The organism is Marilutibacter chinensis, assembly GCF_021725675.1.
GTDB lineage: Bacteria > Pseudomonadota > Gammaproteobacteria > Xanthomonadales > Xanthomonadaceae > Marilutibacter > Marilutibacter chinensis.
Map to the genome: position 1 here is coordinate 101,919 of NZ_JAKJPO010000001.1, position 17,525 is coordinate 119,443.

Below are 17,525 nucleotides of genomic sequence, written 5' to 3' on the forward strand. Positions count from 1 at the left end.
GTCAGGTCTTCCTCTGTGTCTTGCGCGATGCCCGGGGCTTGTGGGCAATCAGCGCGATCACCTCGAAGTGCGGGGGACGACGCTCGCGCGTCACGGTCTCGCAACTGACGACTTCCAGCCCGGCCCTGTCGGCGAAGCGGCGCAGCTCCTTTCCGCCGAAGCCAAGGTTCACATGGCCGTAGGCTTCGACCGTGCTGCGGTGCTCGTGCGCCGCCAGGCTGGTCAGCAGCAGGCGTCCGCCGGGACGCAGCACCCGACCGGCCTCGGCGACGGCCCGGGCGGGATGGTCGGCATAGGTCAGCGCATGCATCAGCACGACCAGGTCGAATTCGGCGTCGGCGAACGGCAGCTCGTGCATGTCGCCCTCATGGACCTCGACGTTGCCGAGCCGGCGCAGACGCTCGGTCGCAGCGTTCACGACCTTGCTGCTGGCATCGAGGCAGACGTAGCGGTGCGCATGCGGCGCCATCAGCTCGGCCAGTACGCCGTCGCCGGAGGCGATGTCGAGCACGTCGCCGGGCTCGAGCAATGGCAGCGCGGAGCGCGCCATCGCCTCCCAGGTGCGGCCGGGCGAATAGTGCCGCTCCATGTCGCCGGCGACCGAGTCGGCCCAGTTCTGGTCGGCGGCGCGGCTGGCGAGGACGCCCGGCAGGCGTTCGGCGTCCTGGCGCAGCAGCGGGTCGTCGCTGCCACCCCGCAGGGTCTGCCACAATGCGCGCTGGGCCGCGTCCAGTGCGTTCTCCTCGAAGCGGTAGTAGGCGGAAACGCCGGAGCGCCGGTCGCGGACGAGCCCGGCCTCCTTGAGGCGGGCGAGGTGGGTCGACACCCGCGGCTGCGCAAGCCGGGTGACGGCGGAAAGCTCGGCGACGGTCAGCTCCTCGCTTTCCAGCAGCGCGAGCAGGCGGACGCGGGTGGCGTCGGCGAATACCTTGAGCCTGGACGACCAGCCTTCTAGATCCATGGGGACTCCTGGATGCGGGCGATGCAGGATCGGTGCCGGGCGAGGGCATCCATCAAATCATCGCGATATAGCGATAAGTCTGATTCGCAGGGCGGCCCGGGTCAAGTCCGCGACACCGCGGCGCGACCCTCCACGGCTGGGGTTATCGCGGCCCGACGGCTACAATGAGCGGATTGTCCAGCCGACCCGGGGTCGCCCCCGGGCATATCTCGAGGTGCCGACGTGGATTTCCGCTTTACCGAAGAGCAGTTGATGATCCAGGACGTGGCGAGGCGCATCGCCCAGGAGAAGATCGCCCCGAGCGCCGAGCACCACGACCAGACCGGCGAGTTCCCGCTGGAGAACATCCGCACCCTCGGCGAGAACGGCCTGATGGGTATCGAGGTGCCGGCCGAGTACGGCGGCGCCGGCATGGACCCGGTCAGTTACGTGCTGGCGATGGTCGAGATCGCCGCCGGCGATGCCGCCCATTCGACGATCATGTCGGTCAACAACTCGCTGTTCTGCAACGGCATCCTGAAGTTCGGCACCGAGGAGCAGAAGCAGGTCTATGTCCGCGCGATCGCCGAGGGACGTGAGATCGGCGCGTTCGCGCTGACCGAACCGCAGTCGGGGTCCGACGCCACCGCGATGCGTTGCAAGGCGGTCAAGCAGGCCGACGGCAGCTTCGTGATCAACGGCAAGAAGAGCTGGATCACCTCCGGTCCGGTCGCCCGCTACATCGTGCTGTTCGCGATGACGGACCCGGACAAGGGCGCGCGCGGCATCACCGCGTTCATGATCGACACCCGGCGCGAGGGCTTCCACCGGGGCAAGACCGAGCCCAAGCTCGGCATCCGTGCCTCGGCCACCTGCGAGATCGAATTCGCCGACTACGTCGCGCGTCCCGAGGATGTGCTCGGCGACGAGGGACATGGTTTCAAGATCGCGATGGGCGTGCTCGACGCCGGTCGCATCGGCATCGCCAGCCAGGCGATCGGCATCGCCCGCGCCGCCTACGAGAAGACCCTGGAGTACGTGCGCGAACGCAAGGCCTTCGGACAGCCGATCGGCGCGTTCCAGATGACCCAGGCCAAGATCGCGGACATGAAGTGCAAGCTCGACGCCGCGCTGCTGCTGACCTTGCGTGCGGCCTGGACCAAGGGCGAGACCGACAGGAACGGCGGCCGTTTCAGCAACGAGGCGGCAATCGCCAAGCTGACCGCGTCCGAGGCGGCGATGTGGATCACGCACCAGGCGGTGCAGATCCACGGCGGCATGGGCTACTCGAAGGAAATGCCGCTGGAGCGCTACTTCCGCGATGCCAAGATCACCGAGATCTACGAGGGCACCAGCGAGATCCAGAGGCTGGTGATCGCCCGCAACGAGACCGGCCTGCGCTGAGAGCCCGTTCGACGCCATGTACGCCTTCCGGGGCCTTCTTTCCTCGAGCCGCTGCGCATCGTCCGGCGGCGGCGGGAGTGAATGCCGTGGCCGCCGGCTTTGCACGATCGTGCCGGTCGACGCGGCGTCATTGCGTATTCACGCGGCGGGGCGTGCAATAGCCGCTCTTCCCGTCGATCACTGTATGGGCGACCCCAGCAAGGTTTCCTCCCCATGATCCCTGCGGCCCGCGCGAAAGCGTGGGCCTTCCTGCATTGGAATCGCGGATTCCATGAGCCATAAGCACCCATGAGCACCTCCAAGACTCCTGCCAAGAAGAAGGCCGCCAAGACCGCCGGCCGTGCGAATCCGTCCGTCCGCGCCGTTGAGCCGGGCAACAATGGTGGCGTATCCCTTGCCCCGATCGTGGCGGCGATGCGCGGCAAGCTGCCGAAGGCGCGCCACGCCGAGGCCGAAGCTTTCGTCAAGGCTTTCTACGTCCGCATGGGCGACGACGAGCTGCCGCAGCACAGCACCGAAGGCTGGGCCGCGCTGGCCAACGACTTCCTGGAGTTCGCGCGCATCCGCAAGGCCGGCAAGGCGCTGGTGCGTCTGTTCAATCCGACGCTGAAGGCGCACGGCTGGGAGTCTCCGCATACCGTGCTGCAGATCGTCAACGACGACATGCCGTTCCTGGTCGACTCGATCACGATGCGGCTGGCCGAACTCGGCATCGGCGTGCACGTGCTCGGCCATCCGGTCGTGCGCCTCGAACGCGACCGCTCCGGCAAGCTGGAGACGGTCGGCAGCGGCAGGCCCGAGTCGCTGATGCACCTGGAGATCGACCGCCAGGCCGCCGATGCGATGGTGGAGATCGAGCAGGCGATGCAGGCGGTGCTGGCGGATGTCCGCGCGATCGTCGTCGATTGGCAGGCGATGCGCGAGAAGATGGTCGAGATTGCGGAGGACCTGCCCGGACGGCGCTCGCCGGTGGGTGCGGCGGGGCGCCGTGAGGCGCGCGAGTTCCTGCTGTGGGCCGCGGACAACCATTTCACGCTGCTCGGCTACCGCGAGTACGAGGTGGTCAGACAGAAGGGCGTGGAGGTGCTGCGCGCCGTCGGGAACAGCGGCCTCGGGCTGCTGCGCGCCGGCGACGTCGGCAAGCCGCGCCTGCTGACTTCGCTGGCTGCGCACTACATGCCGCAGTCCGGCGCGGTCGATGCGCTGATCCTGACCAAGACCAATGCGCGCGCGACGGTGCACCGGCCGGGCTACATGGACTACATCGGCATCCTCGACTTCGATGCCGAGGGCAAGCCGGTACGCGAGCAGCGGTTCCTCGGCCTGTACACGTCCAGCGCATATACCTCGCGCCCATGGACGATTCCGCTGGTGCGCGAGCGCCACGAGTACGTGATGGAGCATTCCGGGCTCGCTCCGGACAGCCACAACGGGAAGGCGCTGCGCCACATCCTGGAGACGATGCCGCGCGACGAGCTGTTCCAGGCCAGCGGCGACGAGCTGCTGCGCACCGCGATGGCGATCCTCGGCCTGCAGGAGCGTGTGCGCAGCAAGCTGTTCCTGCGCCGGGACCGCTATGGCCGTTATTTCTCCGGACTGGCGTACATCCCCCGCGACCGCTTCAACACCGAGGTCCGCCACCGTATCGAGGCGATGCTCAAGCGGGTCCTGCACGGCGAGTACATCGACACCAACGTGCAGCTCAGCGAATCGCCGCTGGCCCAGCTGCACCTGATCGTGCGGCCGAAGTCGGGCGAGGCGATCGAGATCGATCATGCCGCGATCGAGGCGGAGCTGGCCGAGATCGTCCGCAACTGGCAGGACGATCTGCGCGACGCGCTGATCCGCCGCCACGGCGAGCAGGAGGGGCTGCACATCAGCCAGCGCTTCGGCCGCGCGTTGCCTGCGGGCTACATCCAGCATTCCGGGGCCGAGGCCGCGGCCCGCGACGTGGAGCACCTGGCCGCGCTGACCGGCCCGGAGGACCTGCGCCTGAGCCTGTGCCGCGTGCACGAGGGAACCGCAGGTCTGCGCTTCAAGTTCTATCGCCAGCTCGACGACATTCCGCTGTCGGACGCGCTGCCGATGATGGAGAACATGGGGCTGCGGGTGATCGCCGAGCATCCGTTCCGGATCGTGGTCGAGGACACCCCGCTGTACATCCAGGACTTCGAGGTCGAGACCGCCGGCGGCGACATCGACATCGACCAACTGGGCCAGAACTTCGAGGACGCCTTCGCCCACATCTGGCGCGGCGACGCCGAGAACGACGGATTCAACCGCCTGATCCTGGCCGCCGGCCTGTCGTGGCGGCAGGTCGCGATGCTGCGCGCCTACTGCAAGTACCTGCTGCAGGTGGGGGTGCCGTTCTCGCAGGCGTACGTGGAGCAGACGTTCGCGCGCTATCCGTTGCTGGCGCGGCTGATGGTCGAGCTGTTCGAGGCACGCTTCCATCCTTCGACCGGCGGGGAGAGCAAGGCCGAGATCAAGGCCGGCATGGCAGCGTTCCGCGCCCAGCTGGAGCGGCTTGCCGGCGGCGACGCGACCGTGATGGGCGTGCTGGAGCCGGTCATCGAGGCCCGTGCCGGCAAGCGCGAGGCGCAGACCGATGCGACCCGCAGGGCGCTCAAGGCCCTGCTCGACAGGGTCTCCAGCCTCGACGAGGACCGCATCCTGCGCAGCTACATGGGGGTGATGGAAGCGACCCTGCGCACGAGCTACTACCAGAACGGCGCCGGTGGCGCCGACAAGGGCTACGTCAGCTACAAGTTCGACTCCGCCCAGGTGCCGGACCTGCCGAAGCCGCGTCCGTACCGCGAGATCTTCGTCTGCGGCCCGCGGGTAGAGGGCATCCACCTGCGTTTCGGGCCCGTCGCGCGTGGCGGCCTGCGCTGGTCGGACCGCCGCGAGGACTTCCGTATCGAGGTGCTCGGCCTGGTCAAGGCGCAGATGGTGAAGAACACCGTGATCGTGCCGGTCGGCTCCAAGGGCGGTTTCATCTGCAAGCGCCCGCCGGCCGATGGCGACCGCGACGCGGTCTGGGCCGAGGGCGTGGCCTGCTACCGGATGTTCATCAACGGCCTGCTCGACATCACCGACAACCTCGTCGACGGCAAGGTCGTGCCGCCGCGCGACGTCGTGCGGCACGACCAGGACGACCCGTACCTGGTCGTCGCCGCCGACAAGGGCACCGCGACCTTCTCCGACATCGCCAACGGCATTGCCCGCGAGCATGGCTTCTGGCTCGACGACGCGTTCGCCTCCGGCGGATCGGTCGGTTACGACCACAAGGGCATGGGCATCACCGCCAAGGGCGCGTGGGAATCGGTCAAGCGCCACTTCCGCGCGCTCGGCCGCGACAGCCAGAAGCAGGACTTCACCGCGGTCGGCATCGGCGACATGTCCGGCGACGTGTTCGGCAACGGCATGCTGCTGTCCAGGCACATCCGCCTGGTCGCCGCGTTCGACCACCGCCACATCTTCATCGATCCGGATCCGGATGCCGCGCGTTCGTTCAAGGAACGCCAGCGCATGTTCAAGCTGCCGCGATCGAGCTGGGCGGACTACGACGCATCGCTGATCAGCAAGGGCGGCGGCGTGTTCCCGCGCACGGCCAAGTCGATCCCGCTGTCGAGGCAGGCGCGCGACGCGCTGGGCATCGAGGGCGACGTCGATGCGCTGAGCCCGAACGAGCTGATGAGCGCGATCCTGCGCGCGCCGGTCGACCTGCTGTGGAACGGCGGCATCGGCACCTATGTCAAGGCGGCGAGCGAGTCGAACGCCGACGTCGGCGACCGCGCCAACAATGCGCTGCGGGTGAACGGACGCGACCTGCGCTGCAGGGTCGTGGGCGAGGGCGGCAACCTCGGCCTGACCCAGCTCGGCCGCATCGAGGCCGCCCAGCACGGCGTGCTGTTGAACACCGACTTCATCGACAACTCGGCTGGCGTGGACACCTCCGACCACGAGGTCAACATCAAGATCCTGCTCAACGGCGAGGTCCAGGCATCGAGGCTGACGGTGCCGGCACGCAACAAGCTGCTGGCGGCGATGACCGACGAGGTCGAGGCGCTGGTGCTCACCGACAACTACCGCCAGAACCAGGCGATCAGCCTGATGGAGCGGATGAGCGTTCCGCGCCTCGGCTCCAAGCAGCATTTCATCCGCACGCTCGAGCAGCAGGGCCTGCTCGACCGCCAGATCGAGTTCCTGCCCAGCGATGCCGAGCTGGCCGAGCGCAAGGCGCGTGGGCAGGGGCTGACCCGCCCGGAGTTGTCGGTGCTGCTGTCCTACGCCAAGCTGGTGATCTACCAGCAGTTGCTGGAGTCGGATATCCCGGAGGACCCGTACCTGTCCAAGGAGCTGGTGCGCTACTTCCCGCAGCCGCTGCAGAAGAAGTACGCCAGGTCGATGGAGCACCACCGGCTGAAGCGCGAGATCATCGCCACCGCGGTCACCAACTCGATGGTCAACCGCATGGGCGCGACGTTCACCCTGCGCATGACCGAGGACACCGGCCGCAGTGCCGCCGAGGTCGCGAAGGCCTATACCATCAGCCGCGAGGCGATCGACGCGCGTGCGCTGTGGGCGCAGATCGACGCGCTCGACGGCAAGGTGCCGGAGGCGGCCCAGATCGATGCGCTGCAGGTGATCTGGCACCTGCTGCGGACGATGTCGCGCTGGCTGCTGTCGCGGCCGGGCGCGATCCCCGAGATCACCGAGGCGATGGCAAGCTACGGCGCCGGCCTCAAGGCGGTGCAGGCGGCGCTGCCGGATGCGATGTCGGACGTTCGCCGCGAGAGCTTCGAAGCGCGCAAGGCCGAGTGGAAGGACAGGGGGCTGCCGGCGGCACTGGCCGTGCAGCTCGCCGCGCTGCCGCTGCTGGAGTTCGGCTGCGACATCGTCGAGGTCGCCAACGCCCGGCGCCTGCCGCCGGCCGAGGTCGCCAGCGCCTACTTCGCGCTCGGGGCGGCCCTGCACATGCCGTGGCTGTACGAGCAGATCGACGCGTTGCAGGTCGATGGCCGCTGGCAGGCGCTTGCGCGCGGGGCCCTGCGCGACGAGCTCGGCGTGCAGCAGCGCGCCCTGGTCGCGCAGATCCTGTCCGGCGGCGGCAAGCAGCCGGCCAAGGCCAAGGTCGAGGCGTGGCTGGATCGCGACGATCCGTCGCTACGTTTCACCCAGGCGATGCTGTCGGAGCTGCTCAACCAGAAGTCGGTCGACTACCCGACCGTTTCGGTGGCGGTGCGGCGGCTGGCGCAGATCGCCGGTTCCACCGCCTGAGCGATGGCGGGGAGGAGCGAGCGGATGGCGGCCCGGCTTGTGGGCGCGCATGCCGGAGGCGTGAACGACGCCTCCGGGGTATCCTCGGTGCACGCCGCAAGGAGCCGCCGATGACCGAATCGCCCCGGATCGCCTTCTTTGCCAGTCCCGCCGAGGACGCCGCCCACGCACTCGACGAGCTGGTCGCAATCCACGGCCAGCACGACCCGGCTTCCGCCGACGTGCTGGTCGCACTCGGCGGCGATGGTTTCATGCTGCAGACCCTGCACCGCCATGGCGCGTTGGGCAAGCCGGTCTACGGGATGAAGCTGGGCAGCGTCGGCTTCCTTATGAACCATCATCGTTCCGACGGCCTGCTCGAGCGGCTGCACGCGGCCGAGCCCGCGGTGCTCAGGCCGCTGGAAATGGTGGCGGTGACCGAGTCCGGTGCCACCGTGGGCTCGCTGGCCTACAACGAGGTCTCGCTGTTGCGACAGACCCGCCAGGCCGCGCACCTGAGCATCGAGCTCAATGGTCAGGTGCGGCTGGACGAACTGATCAGCGACGGCGTGCTGGTCGCGACCGCCGCCGGCAGCACCGCCTACAACTTCTCCGCCCACGGTCCGATCCTGCCGCTGGGCACGAACGTCATCGCGCTGACCCCGATCGCCGCATTCAGGCCGCGGCGCTGGCGCGGCGCGGTGCTGAAGGCCGACACCGAGGTCAGGTTCCGTGTGCTCGACCCGTACAAGCGTCCGGTCAGCGCGACTGCCGATTCGCATGAAGTGCGCGACGTGGTCGAAGTGACGATCCGCGAGTCGCAGGATCGCACGGTCACCCTGCTGTTCGATCCCGAGCACAACCTCGAGGAGCGCATGCTGGCCGAGCAGTTTTCCAGCTAGATTCCGGCCACGGATCTGCATGGACAAACACCGATAAGGCAGCATCATGGGTGCGCTCGCGCCGAAGGAGCGGTACCGAGAGAACCGGATTTCGCTCCATCCGTGCCCATCATCCGCGCAATCCGCGGCCCGGAACCGTTCGCACCCTTTGAGACCGGGGCGGGGCACAATAGGGCCATGCCCGATGCCAATGCCGACCCGCTGATCGTCGCGATTTCTTCGCGCACCCTGTTCGACCTGGAGGACAGCCACGCGTTGTTCGAGGCCCAGGGCATCGATGCCTACGCCGACTACCAGCGCGAACACGAGGACGACGTCCTGACCCCGGGAGTCGCGTTCCCGCTGGTGCGCAAGCTGCTCGGGCTCAACGACGGCGCGCCGCCGGAGGCACCGCGGGTCGAGGTGATCCTGATCTCGCGCAACTCCGCCGACACCGGCCTGCGCATCTTCAATTCGATCGCCCATCACGGGTTGTCGATCAGGCGCGCGGCCTTCGCCGCACACGAGCGGGCCAGGGCCGGCGAGCCGCTGTCCGGCGGTCCGTTCCGCGGCTTCCTCGACGCGCTGCATCGGTTGCAGGCGGCATTCCCGGTTGGCCAGGATGCGCCGATCCGGACCGCGCTGGTCACGGCGCGCTCGATCCCGGCCCACGAGCGGGTGATCCGCACGCTGCGCGAATGGGGCATCCGCCTCGACGAGGCGCTGTTCCTCGGCGGACGGGCGAAAGGGCCGTTCCTGGAGGCGTTCGGCGCCGACATCTTCTTCGACGACTCGGTGCACAACATCGAGTCGGCGCGCGGCCTGGTCGCCGCCGGCCATGTGCCGCACGGCATCGCCAACCGCAGCTGAGGTTTCCCCGGGCGATCGATGCTTTCCGCAGGAGCGGCGCAAGCTGCGATGAGGCCTCCGTCAAAGCCCGATCGCGGCTTGCGCCGCTCATGCTGATGCTTATTGAACGTGTTGCCCGCCAGGGTCTGTCTCGCCGAGATTGATCTCGGTGACTTTCCAGCTCAGCCCCTGACGGCGCAGCACCACCTCGACTGGCAGTTGCCGCTGGCTGCCGGTGTCGTTGTCGAGGCTGACGCTGAAGCGGTCGTGCGACTGCAGGCGGTAGCGCGCATGCTCGAACGGGTCTTCCGGTGGCCGCGTGCCCAGCGGCTCGTCCAGCGTCAGTCCGGACGCGGTGCCCTGGCGCCACGCCACGCGGCCGGTGATCAGCATGGCGACGCCCTGCGGTGTCGCAACGGCCTCGACGAGACTGCCGGTCAGGCGGCCGGCGACCTCCAGCGCGATGCTTCCCAACAGGGTGTCGCGCACCATCGGCCCGGCCTGGCGGGCCAGGTAATCCTCGCTCTGTGCGCGCAGGTTGCGTTGCAGGGCCGGAAAGTCGATGTGGCGGGCGAGGGCGGCGGCGTCGTTCTCGCGCAGGGCGCTTCGGATCCCGTGGACCGCATACAGCGGCGAGACCATGAACAGCGCCAACAGCAGCGTGGCGAGCAGGGCGAGCGACAGCAGCAGTTTCTTCATCGTGATCGATCGGCAACCGGGCGGGGGAGTCGGGCGGCGTCGCGCCGCGTGCCCAGTGTAGGTGCAAGCCCGGTCCGGGGAGGACCGGGGCCTCGACGGATGCGGGGAATGCCGGCGGCCGTCGCGGCGGCCGCCGGGCTCCTGCGGAGGGATCAGAAGCGCAGTCCGTGCTCGCGCACTTCCAGCGGTGCCATCCGGGTCTGGTCGTGCAGCTCGAGCTGGCGCACCTCGAACGGGGCTTGGTAGCCGGCCGGCAGGTGGGCCGGATCGAACTTCAGGGTCAGCGCGCCGTCGCCGGCTGCCAGCCAGGCGGCCGAATGCGACTGCGACACCGGTCGCCGCACGCCGTCCGGGCCGGTTGCGTACAGCACGCCGCGGACCTCGTAGCGTCCGTCCGCCGCGACGTCCAGCGGCAATTCGACCTGCAGCCGGCGCGGATCGGCGTCGTAGCCTCCGTCCAAGCGTGCGGTCGGCACCGCCACCGCGAACGCGGTGCGGGCATCGCGCGCGGTCTCGCCGTCATTGGCGAACACCTGCAGTTCCCACAAGCCGGGCTGGCCGGGGACATGGTCGGGCAGGCGCAGGTCGGCAGTGCCGCGGCCCTGTTTGTCCAGGCGCAGCCGGACCGGGAAGCTCTCACCGTCGGGAGCGACCAGCAGGGCCTCGGCCCGGGCCGGGACGCCGCGCGCACCGCGCCGCATCTCGACGTCGACCGCCATGCGGCCGCGACCGAGGGCATGGTGGCGTCGCGGCTGGGCATGCAGGACGACGTCGCTGTCGGGCTCGAAGACGTGGACCACGTAGCGTCCGCTGGCCCCGGCAGCCTGCAGGCGGTAGCGACCGGCAGCGGCGGTGCGATCGGTGCGCACCACCATCGTGCCCGGATTCACCGCCATCCCGGTCGCGCGCAGCTGCTCGGCAGAGGCCATCGCCTCGAGCGCGACCGCACGGCCGCCGGCCTGCTGCATTTGCAGGCGTCCGGGGGCGATCGGGGCGGCGCCGCGGGCCGGACTGACCCGGATCAGCGCGCCGGGTGCGCTCAGGCCGAGGTCGACCCCGCGCTCGAGCGTGGCGCCGTCGACGGTCATCCAGAACTCGCGGCTCTCGGCGGCGTGCGGTGCCGGCTTCGACAGCTCCGCCGCCGGATCCAGCAGCCAGGAGAACGACACCGGCGCGCGCTCGAAGTCGCCGGCCGGCACCGGTGCGGCGGCCAGGCGCTGCGGGACCTGGTCGTCGTTGCCGGCAGGCAACAGCGGCTGCGCGGCCGTGGCGGCGAGCGGGATCCAGAGCAGGGCGGCGATGGACAGGGTGAGGATTCGATGGGTGTTGGACATGACGGTCACCTCACTGCTGCAGGTCGGAACGCAGGATGGTGTCGAGCCGGAAGCAGGCGCGACGGCTCTGGTTGTGGCTCAGCGGCTCGCTGCCGTTGGTTCTGCTCTTGTCGACGAACCAGACCGTGCCGGCGGCCGACTGGCTGCTGCAGTCGAGGAAACCGTCCGAACAGCTGTTGAGCCAGTTCTGGGTCGTCTCCAGGCCCACGTTCTCCCAGTAGCCGCCGCAGTAGCTGTCGGAATCGAACGGCGAGGAATCGACGTCGCTGCCGACCACGCTGCGGAACGGCTTGGGCAGCGCCGGGCGTCCGGAGGTGCCGTACAGGTACTCGGCGTTGTAGTACGCCATCCAGCTGACCTGCTGCTGGCGGACCGCATCGTTCTGATAGCCCAGCAGCCAGCCCACCGACTGCTCGAAGCTGTTGCCGTTCATCACCGCATCTGCGAGTGGAGTGCCGGCCGACGACGGCGCCAGTGCGTTGACGCGGACGACCCTGCTGATGATGCCCGGATAACGGCTGTCCCAGGTCGGATTCGACATGATCCATCGCATGACGTTGCCGCCATTGGAATGGGTGATCACGATCAGGCGGGTGATGCCGCGGTCGTTGATGAAGGTGGTCAGCTGTCCGGCCAGGCAGCCGGCTGCGCGGCTGTCCCACATGTACTGCTCGAAGTCGCAGTTGATCACCGTGTAGTCGGCGCCGTTCGGCAGCCCCTGCCGTACCGAATCCACCATCGAGGGTGTCCAGTAATCCTGGTAGGCGTTGGTCTGCTTGCCGGTGCCGTGCACGAAGGCGACGCCGGTGACGTCGGCCAGTGCGCAGGGAGAGAGCGCGGCCACGAGAAGGCCGCAGGCGAGTTTCCGCATGATCCTTGTCCCCTAATCCTTGGCGCGGCGGTGACCACCAGGGACTCCGCCGCTGGTCTGATTGCTGCTGGTATCCCCTGCGCCACCCTCCGGCGCATCGCCACCGAGCGTACCCATCCGTACGGGTATGTCATGCGGCGCTGCGGCGCTGCGGCGGTTTCAGGTCACAGAACGCAAGGGTCGGGGCGCGATGTGTCGACGTGCCGTCGCTCCGGTGACAGCGACGTGACGAAGAAACGCCTGCGACGGCCTCAGAAATCCAGGTCCAGCGCCGCGCACAAGTAGTCGATCAGCGGCGCGAGGCCTGCCAGGTCCTTCTCCAGCACCGCGCGCAGCCGGGGACCGGTCATCGTCGCATCGTCGATGTTGCGGACGGCGACGAAGTTCTTGCGCCGCAGATCCTCGGCATGCCCGAACTCGGGCGGAAAGCCGCGCGGCATCCGGGTCAGCATCTCGCTGTCGTCCAGCGCGTAGCGGCGCCGGAAGCTGCTGTCGCCGGTGACCCTGGTCCACGCACCCGGATTGTCGAGGATGAAGTGGCGGATACGGCGCAGGCTGTCGGCACCCGGATGCCAGATTCCGGCAGCGACGAAACAGTTACCTGGCTGCAGGTGGATGTAGTAGCCCGGCGCCTCGACGTTGCGGCTGCGCTCGTGGAACAGGCGGGCGCCCTGCCAGGTCTTGTACGGGGCCTTGTTGTTGCTGAAGCGGGTGTCGCGGTGGATCCGGAACAGCGAGCCGCCAACGGTCCTGGGATCGGCGCGGTAGTGTTCGCTCTGTTCGGTCAGGGCCGGCTGCAGGTCGGCCAGCAGCCGCCGGAACGGTTCGCGGACGTGGCTCTCGTAGCGCGCCTTGTTCGCGTTGAACCACTCTCGCTCGTTGTGCCGGGCGAGATCCTTGAGGAACTTGAGGCTGGCGTCGCTGAAGTAGGCGGGCATCGGAGACTCCGGGGACGGTGGGCGAGACGCTTCAGGTCAGGCTCAGGCGCAGGTCGCGGCCCCAGGCCTGGAGCTGGTCGAGCAGCACCTGGCGCGGGCCGTCGCCGGCGTGCTCCTGGCGAAGGGTAGCGATCTCGCCGTCGAAGCGCGCGAAGTCGTACTCGGCGAAGCCGCCGTCGCGGAGCCGGCGGCGGCGGTACTCGTCCCAACGCGCCCGCTCGCTGGCGGAGAGCGTCGAGGGCCAGTTGCGGGCGCGGTAGCGGAACAGCAGCTCCGGCAGCCGCGGGTCGCGGAATGCGAAGGCCGCTGCACCGAGCGCTTCCGGTGGGGTGCTGCGTACGTCGCGGAACAGGCGCTTGTCGCCGTCGCCGATGAAGCCGTCGTAGAGCGCGCCGTCGACGTCCGAGGGCGGACGCTCGCGGCCATCGTCGAACACCCGCCGCAGCTTCTCCGCCAGCGCAGGCCCGGCATCGCGCAGGATACGGGCTCGGGCCTCGGCGAGGGCGGGGTCGATGCCGAGGCGTTCGAACTCCTGCGGCCGCAGGTGCGTCCACGCGACCAGCGCCGGACACCGGTTGAGGTGGACCTCCTTCAGCGCGATCCGGCTTTCGCCTTCGGGCAGGTCGGCCGCGGGGGTGTACAGGCGGTCGGCGATACCGGACGCGTCCAGTTGCAGCAGTGCGGCCGGATCCTGGTCGAGGTCGAACACGATCACGCGACTGTCGATGCGCGGGTGGCGTGCCAGCGGCAGTACCGGGGCTGCGCACATCCGGTTGGCTGGATAGCGCTGCGAGACGTGCAGCACCGGCGTCATCGCTACCGTGTCCAGCAGGCTGGCGGCAAAGCGCTTGTCGCGCAGGCGCAGCGCGTAGTCCCAGAAGCGCGGCTGCGCCGCCTTCAGCAGCCGCGCGAGGCCGATCAGCGCACGCACGTCGGAAAGCGCCTCGTGAGCATCGCCTTCGCGCACGCCGTTGGCCTCGGCCAGGTGTTCGAGCCTGAACGAGGCGCAGCCGTCGTCGCGTCGTGGCCAGACCAGGCCGTCGGGACGCAGTGCATGGGCCAGGCGCAGCACGTCGAGCAGGTCCCAGCGCGAGTTGCCTCCGCGCCATTCCCGCTCGTAGGCGTCGTAGAAGTTGCGGAACAGACCGTGACGGACGAATTCGTCGTCGAACTTCAGCGAGTTGTAGCCCAGGCTGCATGTCTCCGGCCGGGACATCGCCTCGAATATCCGTGCGAACGCCTCCGCTTCTGGCACACCTTCGCGCAACGCGTGTTGCGGGGTAATGCCGGTGACCAGGGTCGCCGCAGGCGAGGGCAGCAGGTCGTCGGCTGGCCTGACGAAGAAACTGACCGGTTCCTCGATCTCGACGAGCTCGGCGTCGGTGCGGATCGCCGCGAACTGGGCGATCCGGCTGCTGCGCGGATCGGTACCGAAGGTTTCCAGGTCGTAGAACAGGAAGCTGGCAGGCATGGCTGGAATCGAGGACCTCATGGAACGGGAGATGCGGACTCCGCCGTTGCGATGGATCGCGATCGACGGGACGATCGGCTATCCCGCCGCCGGAAGCCGCCGCACCCGGCCCATCCTACGGGTTCAATCGTCCTGGGGCAGCGGGTCGAGCCGTGCCAGCACCATCGCGTCGACCACGTCCCAGTCCAGGGTGTCGAGCGAATCGTGGCCGCGGGTCAGCTCGACGAGCAGTTCGCGCTGCAGCCGGCCGCGCTCGAACGCCATCGCGTAGGGCAGGCGGTGGAAGCTGACCATCGAGTAGCGTGGCATGAAACGCGCCGGGTGGCGCTCGGCCAGCTTCTGCTCCAGCGCGCGCTGCAGCAGGTAGTCCTCGTCGTCGACGCGGTCGCGCATTTCCAGGTAGTTTTCCAGCGCCATCGCCTGGATCGCGCGCGAGTTGGGCAGGCGTTCGGCCTGGAACGCGGCAAACGCGGCCGCCCGGTCGCCGGTGGCATCGAGATGCTCGGCCAGTGCAACGCAGTCCTCGAACGCGCAGTTCATGCCCTGGCCGTGGAACGGTACCATCGCGTGGGCCGCGTCGCCGAGCAGTACCGCGCGATCGTCGAGTTGCCAGCTGTCCAGATACAGAGTGCCGAGCACGCCGGTCGGGTTGCGTTCGAAGTCCTGCTCCAGCGTCGGCATCAGCGGCAACGCGTCGGGGAAGTCGCGTTCGAACAGCCCGCGAGCGTCGGCGCCGTTGCGGATGCTGGCGAAGCTCGGACCCCGGGCGCGGGCCCGGTCCCGGACCGGTTCGGCCCCGTCGCGAGGGCTCTCGTCGGGAACATCGTTGTTGGGCAGGAACAAGGTGACGGTGAAGGTGCGCTCGTCGTTCGGCAACGCGATGCACATGTAGCGACCGCGCGGCCAGATGTGCAGCGCGTTGGGCTCGATCCGGAATCCGCCATCGTCGGCCGGCGGGATTTCCAGTTCCTTGTAGGAGTGGTCGAGGAATTCGCTGCGCTCGCCCAGTTCGGTCTCGGCGGCCATCGCCTGGCGCAGGGCCGAGCCGGCACCGTCGGCTCCGACCAGGGCCTCGAACGGAACATCGTGCCGGCTGCCGTCGCGCTCGTCGACGTAACGGGCGAGACGGGCATCGAAGTCGACGCTCTCCAGGCCACGGTTGAAGTGGAGACGGACCCCGGCGCGCTCCGCGATGTCGAGCAGCACGATGTTCAGCTCGCCGCGATGCACCGACCAGATCACCTCGCTGTCGTCGCGGCCGTAGCGTTGCAGGCTGGTGCGGCCGTCGCTGAAATGCACCATCCGGCCGCGCATCATCACCGCCTGGGTCATCACCGCCGCATCGGCGCCGGCCAGGCGCAAGGCATGGCGGCCGCGCTCGGCCAGGGCAAGGTTGATCGAGCGTCCCCCTTCGTAGCCACGGACGCGCGGATCGCCGCGCTTCTCGAACACCTCGACCTTCCAGCCGCGTCTCGCAAGCAGGGTCGCGAACAGCGCGCCGGCGAGGCCGGCACCGATCACGGTGATGCGCCTTTCCACCAGGCCGGGATCGTCAAGCGGCATCGCGCCAGGCCTCCACGGCTCGCGCGAAGCGCAGGATGTCCGCGTGGGTGTTGTACAGCGGCGCCGGCGAGATCCGGATCACGTCGGGCTCGCGCCAGTCGCCGAGCACGCCATGACCGGCCAGATGATCGAACAGCGCGCGTCCCTGTGCGCGACCGCCTGCGACACGCAGCGACAGCTGTGCGCCGCGGCGCTCGGGTTCGGACGGGGTGACGATCCGCAGCACGCCGGACAGTCGCTGCCTGATCAGGGTCTCGAGGTATCCGGTCAGTCGCAGGGACTTCGCCCGCAGTGCCGGCATGCCGACCGCGTCGAACAGCTCCAGCGAAGCGCGCAGCGGCGCCATGCCGAGGATCGGCGGGTTGCTCAGCTGCCAGCCCTCGGCGCCCGGCGTCGGCCGGAATTCCGGCCCCATCAGGAACCGGGTCGAGGGCTCGTGGCCCCACCAGCCGGCAAAACGCGGCCGTTCGGTGTAGGCGTGCCGGTCGTGGACGAAACAGCCGGCGACCGCGCCCGGACCGCTGTTGAGATACTTGTAATGGCACCAGACCGCGAAATCGACGCCGCAGTCGTGCAGCGCCAGCTCGCGGTTGCCGACGGCGTGGGCGAGGTCGAAACCGCAGACCGCCCCGGCCGCGTGCGCCAGCCGCACGATCCCGGCGAGGTCGAAGAACTGGCCGGTGCGGTACTGGATGCCGGGCCACAGCACCAGCGCGAGGCGGTGGCCGTGGGTGCGGATCGCGTCTTCGATCGCGGCCATCGAGATCGTGCCATCGGACTCGTCCGGTTCCAGCTCGATCAGGTCGGTGTCCGGATCGAAGCCGTGGAACCTGACCTGCGACTCCATCGCATGGCGGTCGGACGGAAACGCTCCGGCTTCGATCAGGATCGCCGGGCGCTCCGGCGTCGGCCGATAGAAGCTGACCATCATCAAGTGCAGGTTGACCGTAAGGGTGTTCATCGCGACCACCTCCGACGGCCTGGCCCCGACCAGCCGGCCGAGCTGTTCGCGGACCAGTTCGTGGTAGGTCATCCACTGCGAGTCGCCGGTGAAGTGGCCTTCGACCGCGACTTCCGCCCAGGTCCGCAACACCTCCTCGACGTGGTGCCGCGCGCCCCGCGGCTGCAAACCCAGCGAATTGCCGACGAAGTAGGCCTGCTCGCCGTCGCCATGGCGCGGGATCAGGAATTCCCCACGCAGGGTCGGCAGCGGGTCGGTCGCGTCGAGGTGGGCGGCGTGCGCGGGGTCGAACGGGTCGGTCATGCGGGTCGATCTCTCGGGACGTCGGGAGGTGCGCCAATCGTGGCGGGTG

At 68.9% G+C, this 17,525-nt stretch carries 12 protein-coding genes; 4 read left to right on the forward strand and 8 right to left on the reverse strand.

Going from position 1 to position 17,525, the window contains the following annotated elements; all coding sequences use genetic code 11:
* Position 1: 1 nt before the first annotated feature.
* Positions 2-961 (reverse strand): ArsR/SmtB family transcription factor, encoded by a 960-nt coding sequence (locus L3V18_RS00430; RefSeq protein ID WP_237052655.1) that lies wholly within the window; start codon positions 959-961, stop codon positions 2-4.
* A 204-nt stretch (positions 962-1,165) separates the two neighbouring features.
* On the opposite strand from L3V18_RS00430, the gene L3V18_RS00435 reads away from it, so the two are divergent.
* The 4 genes from L3V18_RS00435 to L3V18_RS00450 all read left to right on the forward strand — a co-directional run bounded on the left by L3V18_RS00435 (position 1,166) and on the right by L3V18_RS00450 (position 9,357).
* On the forward strand, positions 1,166-2,344 hold the full coding sequence (locus L3V18_RS00435) for an acyl-CoA dehydrogenase family protein (RefSeq protein ID WP_343226308.1): 1,179 nt from the start codon (positions 1,166-1,168) through the stop codon (positions 2,342-2,344).
* A gap of 288 nt (positions 2,345-2,632) precedes the next feature.
* Positions 2,633-7,627, forward strand: a complete 4,995-nt coding sequence (locus tag L3V18_RS00440; RefSeq protein ID WP_237052657.1) for an NAD-glutamate dehydrogenase — start codon at positions 2,633-2,635, stop codon at positions 7,625-7,627.
* A gap of 110 nt (positions 7,628-7,737) precedes the next feature.
* Entirely contained in the window at positions 7,738-8,508 is a 771-nt protein-coding gene (locus tag L3V18_RS00445; protein ID WP_237052658.1) for an NAD kinase, read from the forward strand.
* 177 nt (positions 8,509-8,685) lie between these two features.
* A complete protein-coding gene (locus L3V18_RS00450) occupies positions 8,686-9,357 on the forward strand; it encodes a 5'-nucleotidase (RefSeq protein WP_237052659.1) in 672 nt (223 codons plus the stop codon).
* A 99-nt stretch (positions 9,358-9,456) separates the two neighbouring features.
* Here L3V18_RS00450 and L3V18_RS00455 read toward each other — a convergent pair whose 3' ends face one another.
* From L3V18_RS00455 to kynU, 7 genes are all read right to left on the reverse strand, one after another.
* Entirely contained in the window at positions 9,457-10,035 is a 579-nt protein-coding gene (locus L3V18_RS00455) for a DUF2939 domain-containing protein (RefSeq protein ID WP_237052660.1), read from the reverse strand.
* A 152-nt stretch (positions 10,036-10,187) separates the two neighbouring features.
* Positions 10,188-11,369, reverse strand: coding sequence for a DUF4785 domain-containing protein (locus L3V18_RS00460; protein ID WP_237052661.1), 1,182 nt, complete (start codon positions 11,367-11,369; stop codon positions 10,188-10,190).
* Positions 11,370-11,379: 10 nt separating this feature from the next.
* On the reverse strand, positions 11,380-12,240 hold the full coding sequence (locus L3V18_RS00465; RefSeq protein WP_237052662.1) for a hypothetical protein: 861 nt from the start codon (positions 12,238-12,240) through the stop codon (positions 11,380-11,382).
* Between the two features lie 251 nt (positions 12,241-12,491).
* Entirely contained in the window at positions 12,492-13,178 is a 687-nt protein-coding gene (locus L3V18_RS00470) for a DUF2461 domain-containing protein (protein WP_237052663.1), read from the reverse strand.
* Positions 13,179-13,209: 31 nt separating this feature from the next.
* The gene (sbcB, locus tag L3V18_RS00475; protein WP_237052664.1) at positions 13,210-14,649 is read right to left on the reverse strand and encodes an exodeoxyribonuclease I; all 1,440 of its coding nucleotides are present in this window, start codon (positions 14,647-14,649) and stop codon (positions 13,210-13,212) included.
* 123 nt (positions 14,650-14,772) lie between these two features.
* Positions 14,773-16,212, reverse strand: a complete 1,440-nt coding sequence (locus L3V18_RS00480; RefSeq protein WP_237052665.1) for an FAD-dependent oxidoreductase — start codon at positions 16,210-16,212, stop codon at positions 14,773-14,775.
* On the reverse strand, positions 16,202-17,476 hold the full coding sequence (gene kynU, locus L3V18_RS00485; protein WP_237052666.1) for a kynureninase: 1,275 nt from the start codon (positions 17,474-17,476) through the stop codon (positions 16,202-16,204). The genes L3V18_RS00480 and kynU overlap by 11 nt, the downstream gene beginning before the upstream one ends.
* Between the last annotated feature and the right edge of the window lie 49 nt (positions 17,477-17,525).